This is a genomic window from Undibacterium pigrum, from assembly GCF_003201815.1.
Taxonomy (GTDB): Bacteria; Pseudomonadota; Gammaproteobacteria; order Burkholderiales; family Burkholderiaceae_D; genus Undibacterium; species Undibacterium pigrum.
The window spans coordinates 281,113-300,432 of sequence record NZ_QJKB01000004.1; the positions used below are offsets into that span (position 1 = coordinate 281,113).

Genomic DNA, 19,320 nt, shown 5'->3' on the forward strand with positions numbered 1-19,320 from the left:
GTCTGACATTTACATGGCTGGATTGTATCCAGCCGAGAGCAATCACATGTTAAGTGTGGACGCACTGGCGCAAGATAATGTGATTTTTCTGGGTTGTCATATAGATGGACAACTGGCTGCCTGTGGCGCTGTGACTATCCTGTTTGATGACGATGAGCAGCTAAACTATGGGGAAATCAAGCGCGTGTTTGTGCCTGATGAATTTCGCGGCAGAGGCTTGTCCAAGCACATCATGCGTGCACTCGAAGAGGAATTGCTGGAACGGGATATACGCATAGCCCGTCTGGAAACCGGGATCAGGCAGCCCGAGGCACTGGGTTTATATTTTCGCCTCGGTTATGCTGAACGGGCTGCTTTTGGGACATATGATGAAGACCCCTTGAGCGTCTTCATGGAAAAAGATTTAATGGCCTGAAGCTTGCTGCCTCAGGCGGTTTGTCTGCGCAAGCTCAGCAACATCGCGCCAAAGGAAATAAAGGCTGCACCCACTACCCGGTTAATCCATTTCACAAAGCGTGGCTTGACCAGTACATGCATGGCTCGTGCTGCCAGTTGTGCATACATCAGGTGCGTCAGATAAGACATCGCCATGAAGATACTCATGAGGATGAAAAACTGCGGCGCCAGTGCCTCATTTGGATTAATGAAATGCGGGAACAGTGCCGTGAAAAACATCAATGCCTTGGGATTGGTTGAGGCCGTCAAAAAAGCTTCACCAAATAATTTCTTTCTAGTGGGTTTTTCGCTCAGTGTCGCGTGCGACGTTTCTTGCGCCAGCACGCTACCCTTTCCTAGCAATTGTTTTACGCCTATGTAAAACAAATACAGCGCACCGATGATCTTGACTGCCGCAAACAGGAAGGCAGAAGAATTCAGCAAAGCCCCCAGGCCCAGAAAGGCTGTCGTTGACAGGCAAAATATGCCACTGACATTCCCCAGGGCAGACCACATCACGGAGCGGGTACCATAGCTGGCACCATTTTTCAGAGACAACAAGATGGCTGGGCCGGGACTGAGTATGGATAATCCGGCAATCGTCGTGAAAGCAAGCAGGGTCTGGGTTTGCATGATTTGAATAGAGAGAAGTATAAAAAATTGCTGCCAGCTTAAAGCATGTTTGCACCAGTTGCCTGGCGTACCGGGATACCGGCAGGATCAAAATTCTCCAGGCAATATACATTGATGCCAAAGTTGTCTGGCGTCACGCGCTTGCGATGAAAAGGATAGATGCCGCAGGTTTTGCAAAAATAATGGTGGGCAGTGTGGCTATGGAACTGGTATTCGCTCAGCGATTCTGTACCAGTCAGCAGCTTGAACTGGCTTTCATGCACTTTCACCATCAAGGCATTCTTGCGGCGACAAATAGAACAGTCGCACATGGTCAGTTCGGGGAAGTCTGTGGCAATTTCAAATCGTATTGCGCCACAGTGACAACTGCCTTGATAAGTTTGCATGGAGCGAGTGCCGGATGTTTGCATTTGTCTACCTGTTTTGAATGATGTGTCAGGCTTATCTTAAAGCACTGTTGCGCAGGTGTACCGGTACAATTTCCTGCCGGGAACTGCGCTGCCATGGTCATTTCACCATGACAATTTTGCCCCTGTCCATTCCCACTTGCCATAAAGCCTTGTCTGCCTGTTTCAGATGTGTCCAAATGTAAGCCATACCTTGGTATCGTTGTAATGAAATAGCAATGGACTTATCATGCCGGGTCATTGCGTATTTTGTTTCAGTATTTCCTTGTATTTTGGTTTGCAGCAGACTTGCCCATCTCTTTTTTATCCATTCCCATGCGCTTTATTTGTCAGGCTATGTCCGCAGATGACCATACCAGTAATGGTGGCCGTTCATCATGTTAATTTCTTGTTATCATGCAAAACGACTTTGCCTCGTATTGCGCCCGGGTTTGATGGCTGCAGGCGTGGCTCTGGCTTGCACGCAGGCTGGTGTGGCTTTGGCACAGGAGGCAAAGGCAGCATCCACGTTCAATTTGCCAGCGGTACAGGCAAAAAGCAGGGATGTTCTGGTGACTGAATTTCAATTCACTGGCAATGCCATGATCAGCACTGCTGAATTGCAGCAAATGGTGCAGGCTTACGTCGGCAAGCGCGTCAGCTATGCTGAACTGGAAGAATTGCGTACCCGTATCTCGCGCCTGTATGTAGAACGCGGTTATCTGAACTCTGGCGCAACGCTGCAGGTAGCAGAAGGAGTGGAGCCATTTCCTGCCGGGGTAGTACCAGTTCGTCTGATAGAAGGACGGATCAGTGAAGTCAGGATCAGGGGCGAAGGCAATTTACGGCCAGCCTATTTACAGCAAAGATTGCTCAGGCAAGACGAGGCTTTCAATATGCCAGTCTTGCAGCAACGCTTTCAATTATTGCTGACGGACCCGCTGTTCGAAAAAATCAATAGCCGCATTATTCCCGGTGAACAGCCAGGCATGGCAATACTGGATATGGAAGTCTTACGTGCCAAGGCTTATGGCATGAATCTGTATACCAATAATTATCGGGCACCCTCAATAGGTTCGCAAGTGCTGGGTGTGAGTGGCTGGATGCGCAATCTGAGTGGCTATGGCGATTATCTGGAAGCCAGTGTGGCGCATAGTGAGGGCGCTGACCCTGTGCATCTGGGCTGGACCATGCCGCTCAATAGTGCAGGTACCAGCCTGAAGCTGAACATAGATCAGGGCAGTTCTTCAGTCGTCGGTGCATCCCTGGCCGCAGTGGATATCAAAAGCCGTAGTTCTGGTTACGAACTGGGCCTTAGCCAGACTCTGGTGAACCGCTTGCAAAGAAAAGTCGAGCTGGGCCTGGTATATAGCCTGCGTGACAGCCAGACCAGTTTGCTGGGTGAGGCATTTTCCTTCACGCCAGGTGAGCCTGATGGTTATTCAAAAACCAGGGTACTGCGCTTTTCTCAGGAATGGACAGAACGCTGGGAAACCCAGGCACTGGCCCTGCGCAGCTTATTTGCCTTTGGTCGCAATAATATAGACAGCAGTGAGACTGGCCCACAGATTCCGGCACAACACTATCGTATCTGGACCGGGCAACTGCAATATGTAAAAAACCTGAGTCAGGCGGGGCAGCAAATAGTCTTGCGGGCATCGGCTCAGCAAACACCGGATCGTTTGTTACCGCTGGAGCGATTTTCTCTGGGTGGCGTCGCCAGCGTGCGTGGCTACCGTGAAAATGCAGTCGTACGTGACCGTGCCTGGCTAGTGAATATGGAATACCATTACCCTCTGCCTGCCTGGCAAGATGTCGGGCAGTTCAAACTCATTGCATACACTGATATGGCAAGCGCCAGCAACAAGGATGAGTCTGCCCAAAGACTGGCATCCATAGGGGCAGGTGTGAACTGGCATAGACAAAAGTGGAGTGCAGACCTGTTCCTGGCAAAAAAACTCATCAGCCTACCTGGAGAAAATAGCGGCAATTTGCAAGACCACGGCCTGCATTTTCAATTAACTTACCATCTATTTTGAGAGTGCGGCATATGACAACGAATTTTGCCCCAGCTTTCAAGCACATGTTGAAGCTTGGCCTGTTTGCCCTGTGTTGCGTCAACCCCGTTGCTTTTGCCAGCGAACGTTCGCTAGAGCAGGGTTTGCGTGACTGTGCCAGTGGTAATTACAACCAGGCACTGATTAGCTTGCAAACAGCTTATGCCCAGGCAGGAACCGACAGCGATAAAGTCAGGGCTGCATCTGCCCTGGCTCAAAGCTACAGGCAAACGCACCAGGCTGCCAGAGCTGAGCCTTATTTGCGTTTCGCTTTTGAAAAAGCAGACAATAAAATCGATAAAGCTGCTTATGCGATAGACTTTGGAAACTGGCAGCAGCAACAGGGCCATATAGAACAGGCAGCTTATTATTACGATAATGCATTGAAGCTGGCTGGAAATGATGCGGCAATCGCCATCAGCGCAGAACTCAATCAGCATAAGCTGTATGCAAAAAAACAGCCTGCTGCTGAGCAGTTAAAGAAGCTGCAAACATTGTGGCTGCGTTTGCAGCAAGCTGGAAATAGCACGCAAGCAGCACGCTATAGTTTGAATCTGGGTGCACAAGCCAAAGCGCTGGGCGCAGCCGGGCAGGCATTGGCGTTCCAGGCTTTTGAGCATGCGCGTGTTGTGGCTGCCAAACAAAACCAGACCCGATTGCAGCTGGAGGCTATCGATCAACTGGTTCAGTTGTACGAAGATGCGCGCCGCTTTGATGATACTTTGCTGCTGACAGATCAAGCCCTGCTGGTAGCGCAAGGTCTGGAAGCACATGACTTGCTCATCAATATTGAGTGGCGTCATGGCCGCGTGTTGCGACAACTGGCCAAAGCTGACGAGGCCATTGCTGCCTATCAGCGAGCGGTTGAGCATATAGAAGCGATACGTGCCGACATACCGGTGGAATACCAGGATGGCCGCTCTTCTTTCCGAGAAACGCTGGAGCCGGTTTATCTGGGTCTGGCAGATTTGTTATTGCAGACTTCTGACAAGCTCGATGTCTCACAAAAAAATACACAATTGCGCCGCGCCCGCGATGTGCTGGAGTTGCTGAAACAAACCGAGTTGCAGGATTATCTCGGCGACCGTTGTGCGGTCGATACCGCCAGGGCAAATCGCAAAAGCACCATCATAGCCAGCGACACCGCAATACTGTATCCGATTATTTTGCCGGACCGGCTGGAACTTTTGCTGGAAACCGGCAAGGGCATGTATCGCCACAGTTTGCCCATGTCAGCAACCAAGCTGCGTGCGGATGTCATTGATTTTGGTAACACCCTGAAAGATAATTTGTCGTTCCAGCCCCAGGCAAAACGGCTGTATCAAGCCCTGCTGACACCAGTCGATGCCGAGCTGGCGCAACAAGACATACGCACCCTGGTCATCGTGCCCGATGGCGCTTTGCGCTTATTACCCTTTGCCGCCTTGCATGACGGGCAGCGTTTTGCCATAGAAAAATATGCCATTGCGGTCGTGCCCGCTTTGAGCCTGACCAATACCGATGCCCGCAGTCATCAAACCAGTGGTTTCAAGACTTTATTGGCGGGCATGAGTGAACCTGGCGCGGTGGTAGATAAACTGCCGACGGCCATGGTCGAGCAATTGTTGAGTGCCAGCCAGCAGACCGGCGTCATCAATGAGCGACAAGTAGCGAGAGCCGTTCTGACCCGCAGCTTGCGCAATATACCCAAATCTGCAGATGCAGTTATTACCGGGAAGTTAGCGCAATCTGCTACCAGCAAACCAGGCCAGCATCAGCAATTGCAGCAAATGCTGGCGCTGGCCGGTGTTGATGAAGAAATCCGTACACTGGAAAAACTCACCAGCAGCCAGACTCTCCTCAACGCAGGCTTTACCGTTGCTGCCTTTAGCCAGAAAGTAAAAACTGGCGATTACCAGATCGTGCATATTGCGTCACATGGGGTTTTTGGTGGGACTGCCGATACCACTTTTGTCATGGCGCATGATGATGTCATCACCATGGATAATCTGCAGTTATTCCTGAGAGCAGGCAGTCTGAAAAGCCGGGAACTGGAATTGCTAACCCTGTCCGCCTGTGAAACCGCCGAGGGCGATGACAGGGCACCATTGGGTCTGAGCGGTGCTGCACTGAAAGCCAGGGCTAGGAGCGCCCTCGGTTCACTCTGGCCAGTATCTGATGATGCTGCTACTCTGTTAATGGGACAGTTTTATCGCAACCTGGCAGAGCCAGCAACGAGCAAGTCGCAGGCATTGCAAAAGGCCCAGTTGATGTTGATGAAGAATAATAATTTCAATCACCCTTTTTATTGGGCTCCATTCATCATGGTAGGGAGCTGGTTATGATCACATCACGATCACATTCTGTCGGCGTGCTTAAATTAAGTATTTTGCTGGCCTTTGGAAACATGTCTGCAGTCGCATGGGCGGGTGCTGTCACTGACGGTACTGTCGGCCCCGTGCAAAATCTCAATGGTAATTTTGTCGTCCCGCAAAATCTGGGAACAACAAAAGGCGGCAATTTATTTCACAGCTTCAAGAACTTCAGTATAGAGAGTGGCGAGTCAGCCACTTTTACCACCACGACTGCCTTGCAAAATGTGATTGCCCGCGTCACTGGCGGCAGTGCCTCGAATATCAACGGATTGCTGAAGTTGAATGTAGCTTCAGGCAGCCAGCCACATTTTTATTTCATCAACCCCGCTGGTGTGATTTTTGGTGTGGGCGCAGCAGTTGATGTGCCTGCTGGTTTGCATATCAGCACGGCTGACTATGTTAAATTTTCCGATGGTAATTTCTATGTTGATACTGCAAAAGCTAGTACCTTGTCCGCTGCGGCACCAGAGGCTTTCGGTTTTCTGGGGAATAACTCGACATCTCTTGAATTCAGGGATGGCGCAAGCCTGAGCCTGCGTGCTCAACAGTCATTGACGCTTGCCGCTGGTGATATCAGCATCAATGACGCCACTATCCTGGCCCCTGGTGCCGCAGTGCGCGTGATCGCTACCGGAAAAAACAAGGTCGAGGCTGGTTTCAATGGTGATTTGCCAAAAGCAGATGGCAGCCTGAGTATCCTCAATGGTGGCAGTATCAATACCACTGTCAGTGATAATGTGGATGGCAATCTGTTACGTGTGCAGGCAGGCCAGATATTGATCGATGCTCAGGACAGCCGTCAGCTCACAGGCATTTTCAGCAATGCCAAAGAAGGTAATGGCAAATCTGGCGACATGCTGATTACCGCCAGCCAGCAACTCAGCATACAAAATGGCGGGCGCATTTCTTCTTCCACCTTCACAGCAGGCAATGCAGGTGCGATCAAAATTGATGCAGGCGCGATCAGCATGGATGGCCAGGGCAGGCTCAGCGGAATATTCAGCCAGAGTAATGAAGATACTGGCCATGCCGGGAATGTTGATATCAATGTAGCTGGCAAGCTCGCTATCCTGAATGGTGCGCTGGTTTCATCATCAACTTACACAGCAGGTAATGGCGGCAATGTGCGCGTCACTGCCAATGAAATTGTATTGGATGGTGCAGAGGCTAACGGGCCATCGACTGGTTTCTTGAGCACCACTAATAATGGGACCGGCAATGCCGGTAATATTGAAGTCACTGCCAAGGGTAAGTTGAGTGTCCTGAATAGCGCACAGATATCGACCGCAACTTACTCCGCAGGGCAGGGTGCCGACATCAAGATCAATGCTGCAGAATTGCTGATTAACGGTAATGCAGTTTCTACTGGCATTAACAGTGTTTCTGGTGGTGCTGGCAATGCAGGTAACCTGAATGTGAATATCAGTGGTGCCACCAGCATTCTGTCTGAGGGTGGCATTTCGACATCGGCATTTGATGTTGGTCAGGCTGGTAAGATCAAATTTGTTGGCAATAGCCTGCATATAGATGGGCAGGGAGTGGAAGCGGGTATCTATAGCGATGCTGGTGATTTCCGTACCTCTGCCAGTTTCCGTGGCGGTAACGGTGGGGATATCGACGTCAGCGTGGCTGATAAATTGTCACTGACTGGTGGCGGACGTATTTCATCGACCACCTATACTCGCGGCAATAGCGGTGCCATTACTGTTGCTGCCAATACCCTGAGCCTGGATGGTGACCGCAGCGGCATCATGGCAGAAACCATAGGCGTGGGTAATGCTGGCAGTATCGCAGTCAAAGCGAATCAGTCCATACTAGTGCAAGGCGGTGCCAGAATTTCTTCTGCCACCCGCTTTGTCGGCAATGGCGGCAGTGTCACGATTGATGCGGCCAGCCTGGACATTGATGGCAAGGGGCTTGTCACCGGCATTTATAGCGATGCTGGCACACAGGCGCAAGGCAATGCCGGCAATGTCGGTGTCAATATTACAGGTGATTTATCCCTTAAAGATGGTGGGCAGATATCTTCTTCTACCATCAGTTACACCACAGCCTCGGCCGGTGCAGTCAAAGTAAATGCTGCCAATATCAAGCTCGATGGCAAGATCAGCAATCCTGTCAATGAAGATGATGGCAATGTGAAAACCTTGAACACCGGCATATTCAGCAGTGCCAATGCCGGTGATGAATACACCAGCAGGTCCGTGGGAAATGCTGGTACGGTCAATGTCACGGCCAGGCAACTGCAAATGAGCAATGCGGCGCAAATCTCATCCAGTGCCTACGCCAGAGGCAAGGCCGGTGAGGTGAATGTGAATGCCGATAAAATCAAGCTGACCAGCAATGCCATCATCAGCTCTGAAGCTGGCGCTGATTCCAGCGGTTATACAGGTAATATCAATATCAAAGCGAATGAAAACCTGGATATAGAACAAGGCTTGCTGTCTATACGTAATGCCGCCCAGGTCAGCAAGGATAAACTGCCGACGAAAACTTTGCTGAGCGTTGATGCGCCTGACATCAAATTGCAACAGGCACAGATCACGGCTTCGGCCAGTGCCAATGTCGCAGCCAGCGATATACAGATCAGTTATACCAACCGCCTGTTAATGAAAGGCAGTGCCGTCAACACCAGTGCCTTCGAGGGTAATGGTGGTGCCATCAGTATCAAAGGCAATGGCGCCCTGGTGCTTGAACGCTCGCAAATCACGACTTCAGTCACCGGCACGCAAGTTGACCAGGGTGGTAATGGCGGTGATATCAGCATTGCTGCACCAGCCATGGTATTGCGCAGTGGCTTTGTGCAGGCCAATACAGCCGCCAAAGCTGCCAGCGGCGGTAATGTGAATATACAGGTGAATACCACCATCGCCAGTGGCAACCAATTGGTACTTGGCGGCCCGCCACAGAAATTTGATGGCAGCGGCAAGAACCTGATACAGGCAGCGGCACCTGACGGAGTTAACGGCGTCGTCAGGCTGAGTAGCCCGCAAGTTGATTTTTCTGCCAGCCTGTTGAGTTTGACAGCGCAGCCCAATGACCTGGGCGATTTGCTGACTGATTTATGCCGGGTTGGTGGTGGCAGCTCACTGAGTACTGCCGGGCGTGGTGGTTTATTGCCGAGTGCCACCGGTTTATTAAGACCCTGATTGCTGCTAAGCTAGACCGACATGACCAAGACCAGATCCCTGCAAAAATTCTTCACGCCGCGCTTGTTGCAAGCGCTGGGCTTGTTGATATTGCTGGCATTGGCCATGCTCCTCTTGCACCTGCCCGCTGTCCATTTGGTCGACAATAAGGTACTGGATCTGCAATTCAGCTTGTCGCGTGCATATTTCCCTCAGCATGTAGATATAGACCCTGTTGTGGTCGGTCTGGATGAAGCCTTTCTCGATGAAGTGGATGAGCCACTGAGTCTGAATCACATCCATCTCGCCAACTTCTTGAGAGCCATGAATCAGGCTGGGGTCAAAGTAGTCGGCATGGATTTAAGCCTGCCAGAAAAGCGTTTCGATACCCTGGTCTCGACCCGCAAGGATGCCCAGGATTTTCATAAGACCTTGCTGGCTGGGCTGCTGGAAACCATACAGACTACTCCTGTCGTGGTAGCCAAGGTCTGGGATATGAAGCATGCGCATTATCGCGATATCCAGCTTGATTATGCGGGCATACTGGGTATGCAGGGTGAGCAATTCCAGGCTGTCGCTTCGGCTGAATTTTGCCGTGACAGCGACCAGCGCATACGCCGTTTTCCTGGGGCTGATTGTCAGCCAGATCGCATTGCCCGCGGCCTGGCGACAGAAATCGCTGCAGCAGCAGGCATGCGCAGGGAATGGAGCGGTCTTATTAATTATCGCCTGGGCGCACCCTTCAAATATGTGCCACTGCAGGAAGTGTTGAAACTCGCACAGCAGGGCAAAGTGACAGAATTACAGCAGCGTTTTGGTGGCAAAGTTGTCTTGCTGGGGGCAACCATGGATGCTGTCGATCTGGTGGATTTGCCAGTTTCTCTGGCAGGATGGCTGCCTGCAAATGATCCCAATCCTGGTGTGCTGGCCCATGCCCAGTTATTGCGCAGCCTCTTGAATCAACGCTTGTTGCAGCAGGCCAGCACAGCCAGTTTGTTTGCCTTGTCAGCCTTGTTCGCACTGTTCTGGCTGGGGCGCAGCATACGCATCAAATTGATCGTCTTCTTAATGGCTAGCCTTGGCTTGCTTGCCGCCAGCGGTATCGCCATGCAATATGATGTATGGTTGCCGCCAACGGCTATCTTCCTGACGGGTTTGCTGGCTTTGGCGGGTAGCGCTGCCTGGCAAGCATGGCAGCATTATGTCGACAAGCAGCGCCTGAGCAAGGCTTTTTCTGGCCGTGTCAGCCCTGCAGTCATGCAGGAAATTGTTGAAGGGCGCATAGATCAGACTTCGCAAAGCCGCCGTTTGCCTGTCTGTGTCTTGTTTTCTGATATACGTGGCTTCACGACCCTGTGTGAACACGCTCAGGCAGAAGATGTGGTCAGTCTCCTGAATCGCTACTTCGCCGTCATGAGCAAAATCGTCCACGACCATGGCGGTACCATAGACAAATTCATTGGTGATGGATTAATGGCGTTTTTTGGTGCCCCTCAAAAACTGGATAATCCCTCGCAGAATGCCTTCAATGCTTCGCGTGAGATGCTGGCCGCACTCAGCATCTTGAATCAGGAATTACAGGCGGAAGGCAAAGCGGTTTTGCAGATAGGCATAGGCTTGCATGCGGGTGATGCGGTCATAGGTCAGGTCGGCTCAGCCGAGCGGCATGAGTACACTGCCATCGGCGATACAGTCAATACGGCAGCGAGAATCGAGGGCTTGTGCAAGGATGTGGGTTATCCTGTCGTTTGTTCGGCAACAGTAGTTGCCAGGCTGGCAGAGGCTGATGCCCTGATTGCTCTGGGTGATAAAAATCTCAAGGGGCGTTCTGCCATTGCGGTCTATGGCTGGCACCCCGTGCAGGCATAATATTTTGGAAGGTAATGAAGATGAATACGATAATGCGCAGTTGCTTGCTGATAGCCATGACGGTGCTTGCACTTCTTAGCGGGCAGGCGCGTGCACAAGCCGCTTTGGGCATGGTCCTGGATGTGCAGGGCAATGGCAAGATGGAAGTTAACGGGGTAAGTTCAAAACTGCAATTGCTGGCTTATCTGCAGCCTAAAATGCAAATCACCCTGGAGGCAGGTGCAAGGGCCTCATTGTCACTCTATGCGACACGTGCGGTATATCAACTGACCGGGCCTGCGACCGTCACGGTAGAAAAAGATAGCATCGTCAGTGTGCAAGGGCAAAAAGCCGTAGTTAAACCCATGGCAGAAAAACTGGTGCGCGCCACAGAAACAAGTAATGTAATTGCCGGTGCGGTACGCATGCGTCAGCTGCCGCCGCGTATTCTGGCTGTGACGCCGGAAAACAATTCTTTATTGCTGGGTAGCCGCCCGGTATTCAACTGGATATCGGCAGAAGCGGCAGAATTTGATATCAGCATTCACGACATGGATGAAAAGCTGATTTTCAGTGATAAAACCAAAGAAAACACCTGGCAACTGCCAGAAAAAGTGAAACTGGAGGAAGGCGCAACTTACCGCTGGCAAGTCAGATATGTTTCAGCCAAGGATGGCAAGACCAGTACCGCCAAGGCAGAATTCAAACTGGCTGGCAAGACTGAAGCAGCCAGCCTTAATGATCTGAAGCCATCAGAAACTGCCGCAGTAGAAGAGTGGGTCATGTATGCTGCCATGTTGCAGGGCAAGCGTGCCTTTACCGAGGCCCGGCAAGTCTGGCAATTGATAGCGAAGCAGCGCCCTGACTTGCAAAAAATGTCTGAAGTCGCTCCCTGATCTTGCTCCCTTGCTCAACAAGACCTTACCCACCAAGAAAAAACGCCACTCGAAAGTGGCGTTTTTTTATGCTGCTGTATTCATCCCGGTATCGAGGAAATCAACATGGAAATCCACGATCACCTGACCAGCGATGCGTTGCACAGAACCATCCTTGTGCATGCGGCTGACAGTTTTATCTTCGCGTGAACGTACGTCAATCTGGAATTCCGGGTGGCTTTTGGCAAAAGCCTCCTGTATGGTTTCCGTAACTTGCGCCAGCAAAGCTTTTTCTGCTGCAGACACTGTATCAATCGCATCCTGGGCATTTTGTTCAGTGATTGCCGTTACATTCTCAGCATCACCAAAGAACTGATCTACCGTTTGCCTGAACTCTTTTTGTGTCGTCACACAATACTGGATTTTCGCGATAGGGAAGAGACTATGTACTATGCGTGAAGCCATGACGCGCTCAGGGTCGGTCGTCATGACAATCAGGCTGTCTGCATTTTCTTCAAGGATGAGCCAGTGATGGTCTTCTACATAGGCACGCTTGAAGTTCTTCAGTGCTTCAGGACGTTGGCGGTCTGCCTTGTATGGTTGATAATCGCACTCAAAGAAAGTCGCCAGCGAATTACCGATATCTGCCGGGCTGACTTCAAATTCATCGATGAGGATTTCTTCGACGTCCACTCCTTTACGACGCGCAGCACGTGCAGCCAGACCCAGTTCGGGTATCGACAGTATCGATGATTTGATCAGCGAATCAAACTTGGTATGGATGACCTGAGGCGACATCAGGCGCTGTGCGAAAGCAACCGCCAGGGTGTTACGCAGGTATTTGAAGCCTTCCTCCAGCAAGGGCGGGAACTGGCAGTCATTACGGTTATTAATCAGTTGCAGTACACCCAGCAATTCATTGCTTTGCTCATGGATCAGCGGGCCGACCAGCATATGCTTGGTGCGAAAGCCAGTGCGCTGATCAACACGGCGCAAAAACTCAAGCTTGGGGGAAAACTTTTTAAGTTCCGCCTCATCGTAGACATTGCTGATATTGACGGATTGCTTGCTCATCGCCACAAAGCCTGCAATGCTTTTTTCAGAAATTGGCAGGGCAAAATCCTTGAACGAAGTCAGGCCAGTCTTGACCTTGGATTCTATGGCATTTTTCTTGTAATTAACCGAGTACAGCGTCAGGCGCTCGCAATCAAACAGTTCACAAATGCTTTGTGATAAATCAAGCATGATTTGCTCGATATTGCTGGTTGAATGGATGGCATTCGTGATGGTTTGCAGATTCTTGAAGAAATGTAAGCGAGCATGCACGTCCTCTTTATCGTAGACATCATACTTATCTTGTTGGATACGGCGTACAAAACTCATAAATTAGCTTTCATCAATGGAATTTCAATCCCGGCTATTTTGCCACAGCCTGACTATGTCGTCATTGCGACACTGATAAGCTTGGCCCTGGTTTTTAAAAAATACTTGGGTTTAACAATTTTAAGCAGGGAATGCTTGGCATTTTATGTATATACATTGCAAATGATACCATCAGACCCTATTAATTTTGCTTAAAAGACATGTATTTTTGATGGGCCAGGGTACTCAACCTGGCCCAGCCCAATTGCGTTTTTTTACTAGAACGCATCTCATCCTATTTATGAAATGAGTTCTAATTATTTTCCAAAACAGTGTCAGATCAGTGCCAAATTATTTGACAAGAGTACTTACCAGATTGTGATACGTTTTTCTGGTGCGACATACATCTTGTCGCCTTCCTTGATGCCAAAGGCAGAGTAAAACTCTGGCAAATTCGTCAAAGGGCCATTGCCACGGAACATGGAAGGGGAGTGCGGGTCAGTATTCACTCTCAGTATGGTTTCGCCATCGCGCGACTTGCCACGCCAGACTTGTGCCCAGCCCATGAAAACGCGCTGATTGCCCGTGTAGCCATCAATCAACGGCGCTGGCTTGCCACCCAGGGAAATCTGGTAAGCCTTGTAGGCGATGGATAAGCCAGAATTGTCAGCAATATTTTCACCCAGAGTCAGCGCACCGTTGACCTTGTATCCCGGCAGCGGGCTATAGGCACTGTACTGGGCAATCATGGCGGCTGTCAGTTTGCCGAAATTGGCCTTGTCATCCTTGGTCCACCAGTCACGCAAATTACCATCCCCATCTGACTGGCTACCAGAATCATCAAAGCCATGGCTGATCTCATGTCCTATGACGGCACCGATGCCGCCATAGTTGACGGCATCGTCGGCTGCGGCATTAAAGAACGGTGGCTGCAATATTGCGGCCGGGAAGACAATTTCATTCTGGCGTGAGTTGTAATAAGCATTCACGGTTTGCGGGCTCATGCCCCAGTCAGTGCGGCTGACTGGCTTGCCCAGTTTCGCCAACTGGCGCTGGTATTCATGCTCACGTCCACGTATGACATTACCGACCAGATCATCCTTGGCAATTTCCAGCTTGCTATAGTCGCGCCATACTTCTGGATAGCCTATCTTGGGGTTGAACTTGGCAAGTTTCGCCAATGCTTCTTTCTTGGTTTCCGGACTCATCCAGCTCAGGGTTTCTATGCTTTGCTTATAAGCCAGCAGCAAATTGTTGACCATGGTTTGCATGCGCGCCTTGTTCTCTGGCGGGAAATATTTTTCCACATACAACTGCCCCAGGGCTTCTGACATGGCTTCTTCTACCCGCCCTACACCACGCTTCCAGCGTACCTGATTGGCAGGCACGCTACGCAGGGTTTTGCTGGAAAATTCAAAATCCTGGTCGACGAAGCGCTGGCTGAGGAAAGGCGCATAGGCATTCAGGGTTTGCCATTTCAGGTAAGTTTTCCAGGTATCCAGAGGCGTGGCAGCAATGATTTTGCCGAGGCCGCTAAAAAATTCTGGCTGGCGCACAATGACGTAATCCATTTTGCCTGCCATGCCTATGGCGCTGAAATAAGCTGACCAGTCAAAGCCTGGCAACAATTGCTCAAGTTGCTTCAAGTCTGTCTTGTTATAAGTTTTGACCGGGTTACGGTTTTCCACCTTGGTCCACTGTACCTTGGCAATCTCGGTTTCCAGCGCCATGATGGCGGCAGCGCCTTGCTCTGGCTTGGTCTGTCCACTCATGCCCAGCATTTTTTCCAGATGCTTGAGATAGGCTTCTCGGAAACCCTGCAACTTGGCATCATCCTGTTTCAGATAATAATCGCGGTCTGGCATGGTCAGGCCATTCTGGCTCAAATACACAGCATAACGGCTGGAGTCACGTGCATCCTGGTTAATGCCCGTCGCAACAGGCATGTTCACACCCAGTTTGCTGAGTTCTGCCATCAAGGCAGGCAATTTTGCCTTGTCGCTAAGTGTATCGATGCGGGCAAACTGGCTTTGCAATGGCTTGATATCAAGCGCATTGGCGCGTGCTTCATCCATGAAGCTATTGAACAGATCAGCAATTTTTTTCTGGTTTGAACCTGCGGCGAGTTGTTTGTTCGCTGCCAGGGTCTGGATGATGTCATAAGACCTTTGCTCGGACAAATCACGCAACTGGTCAAATGAACCAAAGCGGCCACGGTCAGCCGGTATTTCTGCCGTTGCCAGCCATTTGCCTGACATGTGCTGATAAAAATCGTCCTGCGGTCTGACAGTTTTATCTATCCACTGTAAATCTATGCCGGATTGCAGTTTATGCGCGACGATAGTGCCGGTGCTGCCAGAACTGCCAGCATTTGCATTTTGTGCAAAGGCTGGTGTTGCCATCATATTTGTAAACAGACTGGCAAGAGCGAGAGAAATCAGGGTACGTGACATGGTATGTCCTGGTTATGAAGGGTGTTATGTGGAAAGGTCTATAGATGCGCTACTTTAGCTAAAGTTCAGGAATTTTGGAGAAACTTATGCTGCAGAACGGCAAATGTGAGGCCGAAAACAAGATCAGGACAAGTGGCTTAATTGAATAGCCATGCACGTCGCGCTGACAGTCAATACCGCAAATGGCTTGATGATGGGAATAGGGAAACGAGGGTGTTCAGGCAGAGATGGCGCTACCACCATCCACAATGCATCTGGCAAATGCCTGTGCTGCATCAGGTCAACACGCCATGGAACCTGATATTTGTGTGATTGATGCCAGTACTCAAGCTCGGCATGCAGCCAGCCAGTGGCACAGCCATCGTCATCGCCAGTGATCTCTTGTCTGGTACTCAAGACGCGCACTTGCACTTTAGGCCACAAGGCTATTTGTAATAGCCTTGCACCATAAATCAGACCAAGTACGCAGACAAGCAAAAAAAGCAGGTTCATTAAAAGAGCCGGGGGGTATCGATCGCTTGTATATTGCCGACTCGAGCCGCTCTTGTAAATAAATGGATTTTTTATTTATAGTGCCAGGCTTTTTCTATACACAATAAACCCTGACCGGTCTGCTACCTGGCGATACAATTTTTGTGCAGTCTCGTTAGTCTCATGGGTTTGCCAATATACGACAGTAGAGCCTGCCAATTTTGCCTGTTCATACACTGCCTCTATCAAGGCACGTCCCACACCCTGGCCACGTACATCTGGACTGGTGAACAAGTCATTCAGATAGCAACTGGCTTCAATACGGCTTGTGGTCCTGTGGTACAGATAATGCGCCAGTCCTACCAGCTGCCCATCCTGCTCAGCGACCAGAGCGTGTATTGGTTCATAGCCGTCGAAAAACCTCTCCCAGGTCCTGAGCGTCACTGCTTCTGGCAAGGCATTTGGGCCAGTGCGTTCATAGAACTGGTTATAACCCTCCCAAAGCACAGACCACTTGGCGAAATCTTCTTTGCTGGCGGCACGGACTACTACTTTACTCATTTCTTTTCCTTATCGTTTTGTTTTATTCGGTTTCAAACAATTGTTGTTCCATGGCGTTTGCAAGTGCGTGCGATGCAGGGTCATGTTGTTCGCGTAATCCATCCACCATATTCACCCTGTCCTGCGTGCTTTTGTTCTGGCTGGTTTTCCATTTGCCGCTGATGCGACGGATGGGGATTTCTATGCCGACTATCATGTCCATCATGCGGTCTATATATTCTGCAGGCGCATCGCTGACTTTCCATGGCTGGTCGAATTTGCGTTCAAAATTATCGCTAAGATTGCTGAGCAGGCGCAAAAATTCCTGTCGGTCTTCGACGACGCGCATCGGCCCGTGTGCATGCACAACCGCATAGTTATAGGTGGGTACGACAGAACCGCTGCGCTGTTTTTCTTCATACCAGCGTGGACTGATATAGGCTTGTGCGCCCTGGAAAATCAACAACGCATCCTGAGCTGAAGCTGCACTTTGCCAGACCGGGTTATTGCGGGCGACATGGCCACGCAAGACACCATACGGTGCATCTGCCGTTGGTGCTGAGATGAGAAATGGGATGTGATTCGCTTCAAGTTCACCTGCTTGCAAGCTGACCAGTGCAGCCAGTGGATGCGCCTGTATCAAGGCATGCAAGACTTCAATACGTTCTTCAAAAAAATGACTGGGCATGTACATGGGCTATTCGATTTCTATGATGACTTCGGCATGAATGGAGTTGGCGATATAACAGTGCTCATGTGCCATATGATGCAGTTCTTCGCGCTCCTGCAAATTGGGTTGCTTGTCTCCACTATAGTTTTCTTGCGGACGTAGGTGGATGCGAGTGATGGCTGTCTTGCCACCGGCATTTTTATCCATGACGCCTACCGCCAGGTCACGGTATTGATCCACCACATAGCCACGCTTGGCGACAAAGGATAAATAGAACAGCATGTGGCAAGAAGCCAGAGCCGCGACCAGTGCCTCTTCCGGGTCGACATTTTTTTCTTCCGACATCGGTACTGGAACAGACAGAGGGGATGAGGACGCTGGTACAACCAGACCGCCGTCAAACTCCCATGCATGCGCTCGGCTGTAGCGGTTGTCGCTGAATGCCTGCTCGCCACGTTCCCATAAGATTTTTGCCTGGTATTGATGCATTTGTTTACTCCGCTGTCATGAATATGCGTTAATCTTATGCTTGGTATTGGCTATTTAAAAGTACCAATTTTATAAAAAATAAGAATGCCAATTTAGGCGAGAGCATGCATATTTCTCAAATGATTGCCGGGATAACCCTGGACAGACAAGACCGCCAGCCCTTGTACAGACAGTTGTACGCCGAAATAAGAAAAAGTATATTGGCGGGCCAGATGCTGCCTGGCATGCAGTTGCCACCCAGCCGCGAGTTTTGTCAGGCGCTGCAAATTTCCCGGCAGACGGTGTTGAATGCCTACGATCAATTGCTGGCAGAAGGGTATTTGCGCGGCTCGGTAGGGCAGGGAACTTTTGTGAATGAAGATTTACCTGCAATTGCAGAGCGTGGCAAAACAAAGGTCAGCGATATATCCGCGACAAAGCTGCTGGACAGAATTTCCAGGCGCGGACTGCAGCATATGGACCCACGCGGCAGCACGCGTTTTCATCAGGGTAGCGTAAGGGCATTCAGGGTGAGTATGCCTGACCTGGATTTATTCCCGTTTGATATATGGGCGCGGCTGGAAGCGCGGCATTGCCGCCATCCCAAAGGGCAACTGGGTTATGGCGATCCTGCCGGTCATCTGGCTTTGCGTGAATTGCTGGCAGTATATTTGAAGGCGGTGCGCGGTGTGAATTGCTCGCCAGAACAAATCCTTATTACATCGGGTTCGCAGCAGGCGCTGTATCTGCTGAGTACCATGCTGCTTGATCCGGGTGAAAAGGCCGTCGTGGAATATCCATGCTACCGCGGCACCACAGCCGCCCTGCACGCGTCGCAGGCTGATATCTGCGCGGTACCCGTCGATGATGAAGGCATGGATGTCGAATACGCAGCCAGACATTATCCGGATGCGAGAGTCGCCTTTGTCACACCGTCTCACCAGATGCCCCTGGGTATGACCATGAGCCTGCAAAGGCGCATGGCCTTGCTGGAGTGGGCTCAGGCAAATGCAGTGTGGATAGTCGAAGATGATTATGACAGTGAATACCGTTTTGGCAGTTCACCATTGGCATCCCTGCAAAGTCTGGATACACATCAGAGCGTCATCTATGTAGGCACTCTCTCCAAGGTGCTGTTCCCTGGCCTGCGCTTGGGCTATCTGGTGTTGCCAGAAAAATTACTGGAGCCCATGATACAAGCCAAAGCTGTCATCGATAAACATACCAGCATCATGCCGCAAATGACGCTGGCAGACTTTATTGCAGAAGGCCATTTTGGCAGGCATATCAAGCGCACCAGAAAAGTCTATGCAGAACGCCAGGCATGTCTGGTGAACTGTCTGGAAAAGCAATTGGTACATGAACTTGTCTGTGGAGCGCAAGACGGCGGGCTTGATCTGGCTGTGTATTTCAAACAGGCTTATGATGAAGAGCAGATCATAGAAGCCGGGCAAAAAATCGGCCTGGAATTGCGCGGCCTCGGTCACTATGCCGATGTGCCGGGAAAAACAAACAGGCCGACAGAAAGTTCTGGCGGCCTGCTACTGGGTTTTGCTTCACTGACCTGCGCAGAGATAGAGCGCAGCGTCAGCAAGCTGGCTACGCTCTTCAAAGCTGCTCATTAGCGATCCGGCAGCAAT

Annotated in this window: 15 protein-coding genes; 7 read left to right on the forward strand and 8 right to left on the reverse strand. The window is 50.6% G+C overall.

Annotated features, from left to right (window positions below):
- Nucleotides 1–13 precede the first annotated feature (13 nt).
- Nucleotides 14–415: a GNAT family N-acetyltransferase gene (locus DFR42_RS14870; protein WP_342766850.1), complete on the forward strand. Its 402-nt coding sequence runs from the start codon at nucleotides 14–16 to the stop codon at nucleotides 413–415.
- Between the two features lie 11 nt (nucleotides 416–426).
- Here DFR42_RS14870 and DFR42_RS14875 read toward each other — a convergent pair whose 3' ends face one another.
- Nucleotides 427–1,068 (reverse strand): LysE family translocator, encoded by a 642-nt coding sequence (locus DFR42_RS14875; protein ID WP_110255778.1) that lies wholly within the window; start codon nucleotides 1,066–1,068, stop codon nucleotides 427–429.
- Between the two features lie 38 nt (nucleotides 1,069–1,106).
- Complete coding sequence (locus DFR42_RS14880; protein WP_245936984.1) at nucleotides 1,107–1,478, reverse strand: GFA family protein; 372 nt, start codon at nucleotides 1,476–1,478, stop codon at nucleotides 1,107–1,109.
- Between the two features lie 374 nt (nucleotides 1,479–1,852).
- On the opposite strand from DFR42_RS14880, the gene DFR42_RS14885 reads away from it, so the two are divergent.
- Genes DFR42_RS14885 through DFR42_RS14905 form a run of 5 tightly spaced genes read left to right on the forward strand, consistent with a single transcriptional unit; the run spans nucleotide 1,853 to nucleotide 11,737 of the window.
- Nucleotides 1,853–3,493, forward strand: coding sequence for a ShlB/FhaC/HecB family hemolysin secretion/activation protein (locus DFR42_RS14885; RefSeq protein ID WP_110255780.1), 1,641 nt, complete (start codon nucleotides 1,853–1,855; stop codon nucleotides 3,491–3,493).
- An 11-nt stretch (nucleotides 3,494–3,504) separates the two neighbouring features.
- On the forward strand, nucleotides 3,505–5,835 hold the full coding sequence (locus DFR42_RS14890; protein WP_110255781.1) for a CHAT domain-containing protein: 2,331 nt from the start codon (nucleotides 3,505–3,507) through the stop codon (nucleotides 5,833–5,835).
- Complete coding sequence (locus DFR42_RS14895; RefSeq protein ID WP_110255782.1) at nucleotides 5,832–9,014, forward strand: beta strand repeat-containing protein; 3,183 nt, start codon at nucleotides 5,832–5,834, stop codon at nucleotides 9,012–9,014. Before DFR42_RS14890 ends, DFR42_RS14895 begins: the two co-directional genes overlap by 4 nt.
- Before the next feature lie 21 nt (nucleotides 9,015–9,035).
- Complete coding sequence (locus DFR42_RS14900; protein WP_110255783.1) at nucleotides 9,036–10,862, forward strand: CHASE2 domain-containing protein; 1,827 nt, start codon at nucleotides 9,036–9,038, stop codon at nucleotides 10,860–10,862.
- 20 nt (nucleotides 10,863–10,882) lie between these two features.
- Nucleotides 10,883–11,737 carry a hypothetical protein gene (locus DFR42_RS14905; RefSeq protein ID WP_146218860.1) on the forward strand — a complete coding sequence of 285 codons (855 nt, stop codon included), beginning with the start codon at nucleotides 10,883–10,885 and terminating at the stop codon, nucleotides 11,735–11,737.
- Between the two features lie 66 nt (nucleotides 11,738–11,803).
- Here the strand turns inward: DFR42_RS14905 and DFR42_RS14910 are convergent, their stop codons facing one another.
- From DFR42_RS14910 to DFR42_RS14935, 6 genes are all read right to left on the reverse strand, one after another.
- A complete protein-coding gene (locus DFR42_RS14910) occupies nucleotides 11,804–13,099 on the reverse strand; it encodes a GspE/PulE/PilB domain-containing protein (RefSeq protein ID WP_110255785.1) in 1,296 nt (431 codons plus the stop codon).
- Nucleotides 13,100–13,446: 347 nt separating this feature from the next.
- Nucleotides 13,447–15,531: a M13 family metallopeptidase gene (locus tag DFR42_RS14915; protein ID WP_110255786.1), complete on the reverse strand. Its 2,085-nt coding sequence runs from the start codon at nucleotides 15,529–15,531 to the stop codon at nucleotides 13,447–13,449.
- Nucleotides 15,532–15,654: 123 nt separating this feature from the next.
- A complete protein-coding gene (locus tag DFR42_RS14920; RefSeq protein WP_110255787.1) occupies nucleotides 15,655–16,023 on the reverse strand; it encodes a hypothetical protein in 369 nt (122 codons plus the stop codon).
- A gap of 75 nt (nucleotides 16,024–16,098) precedes the next feature.
- Nucleotides 16,099–16,563 (reverse strand): GNAT family N-acetyltransferase, encoded by a 465-nt coding sequence (locus DFR42_RS14925; protein WP_110255788.1) that lies wholly within the window; start codon nucleotides 16,561–16,563, stop codon nucleotides 16,099–16,101.
- 22 nt (nucleotides 16,564–16,585) lie between these two features.
- Nucleotides 16,586–17,230 (reverse strand): FMN-binding negative transcriptional regulator, encoded by a 645-nt coding sequence (locus tag DFR42_RS14930; RefSeq protein WP_245936985.1) that lies wholly within the window; start codon nucleotides 17,228–17,230, stop codon nucleotides 16,586–16,588.
- 9 nt (nucleotides 17,231–17,239) lie between these two features.
- The gene (locus tag DFR42_RS14935; protein WP_110255790.1) at nucleotides 17,240–17,701 is read right to left on the reverse strand and encodes an OsmC family protein; all 462 of its coding nucleotides are present in this window, start codon (nucleotides 17,699–17,701) and stop codon (nucleotides 17,240–17,242) included.
- Between the two features lie 104 nt (nucleotides 17,702–17,805).
- Between DFR42_RS14935 and pdxR the strand changes: the two genes are divergently transcribed.
- A complete protein-coding gene (gene pdxR / locus DFR42_RS14940; RefSeq protein ID WP_110255791.1) occupies nucleotides 17,806–19,305 on the forward strand; it encodes a MocR-like pyridoxine biosynthesis transcription factor PdxR in 1,500 nt (499 codons plus the stop codon).
- Nucleotides 19,306–19,320: the final 15 nt, after the last annotated feature.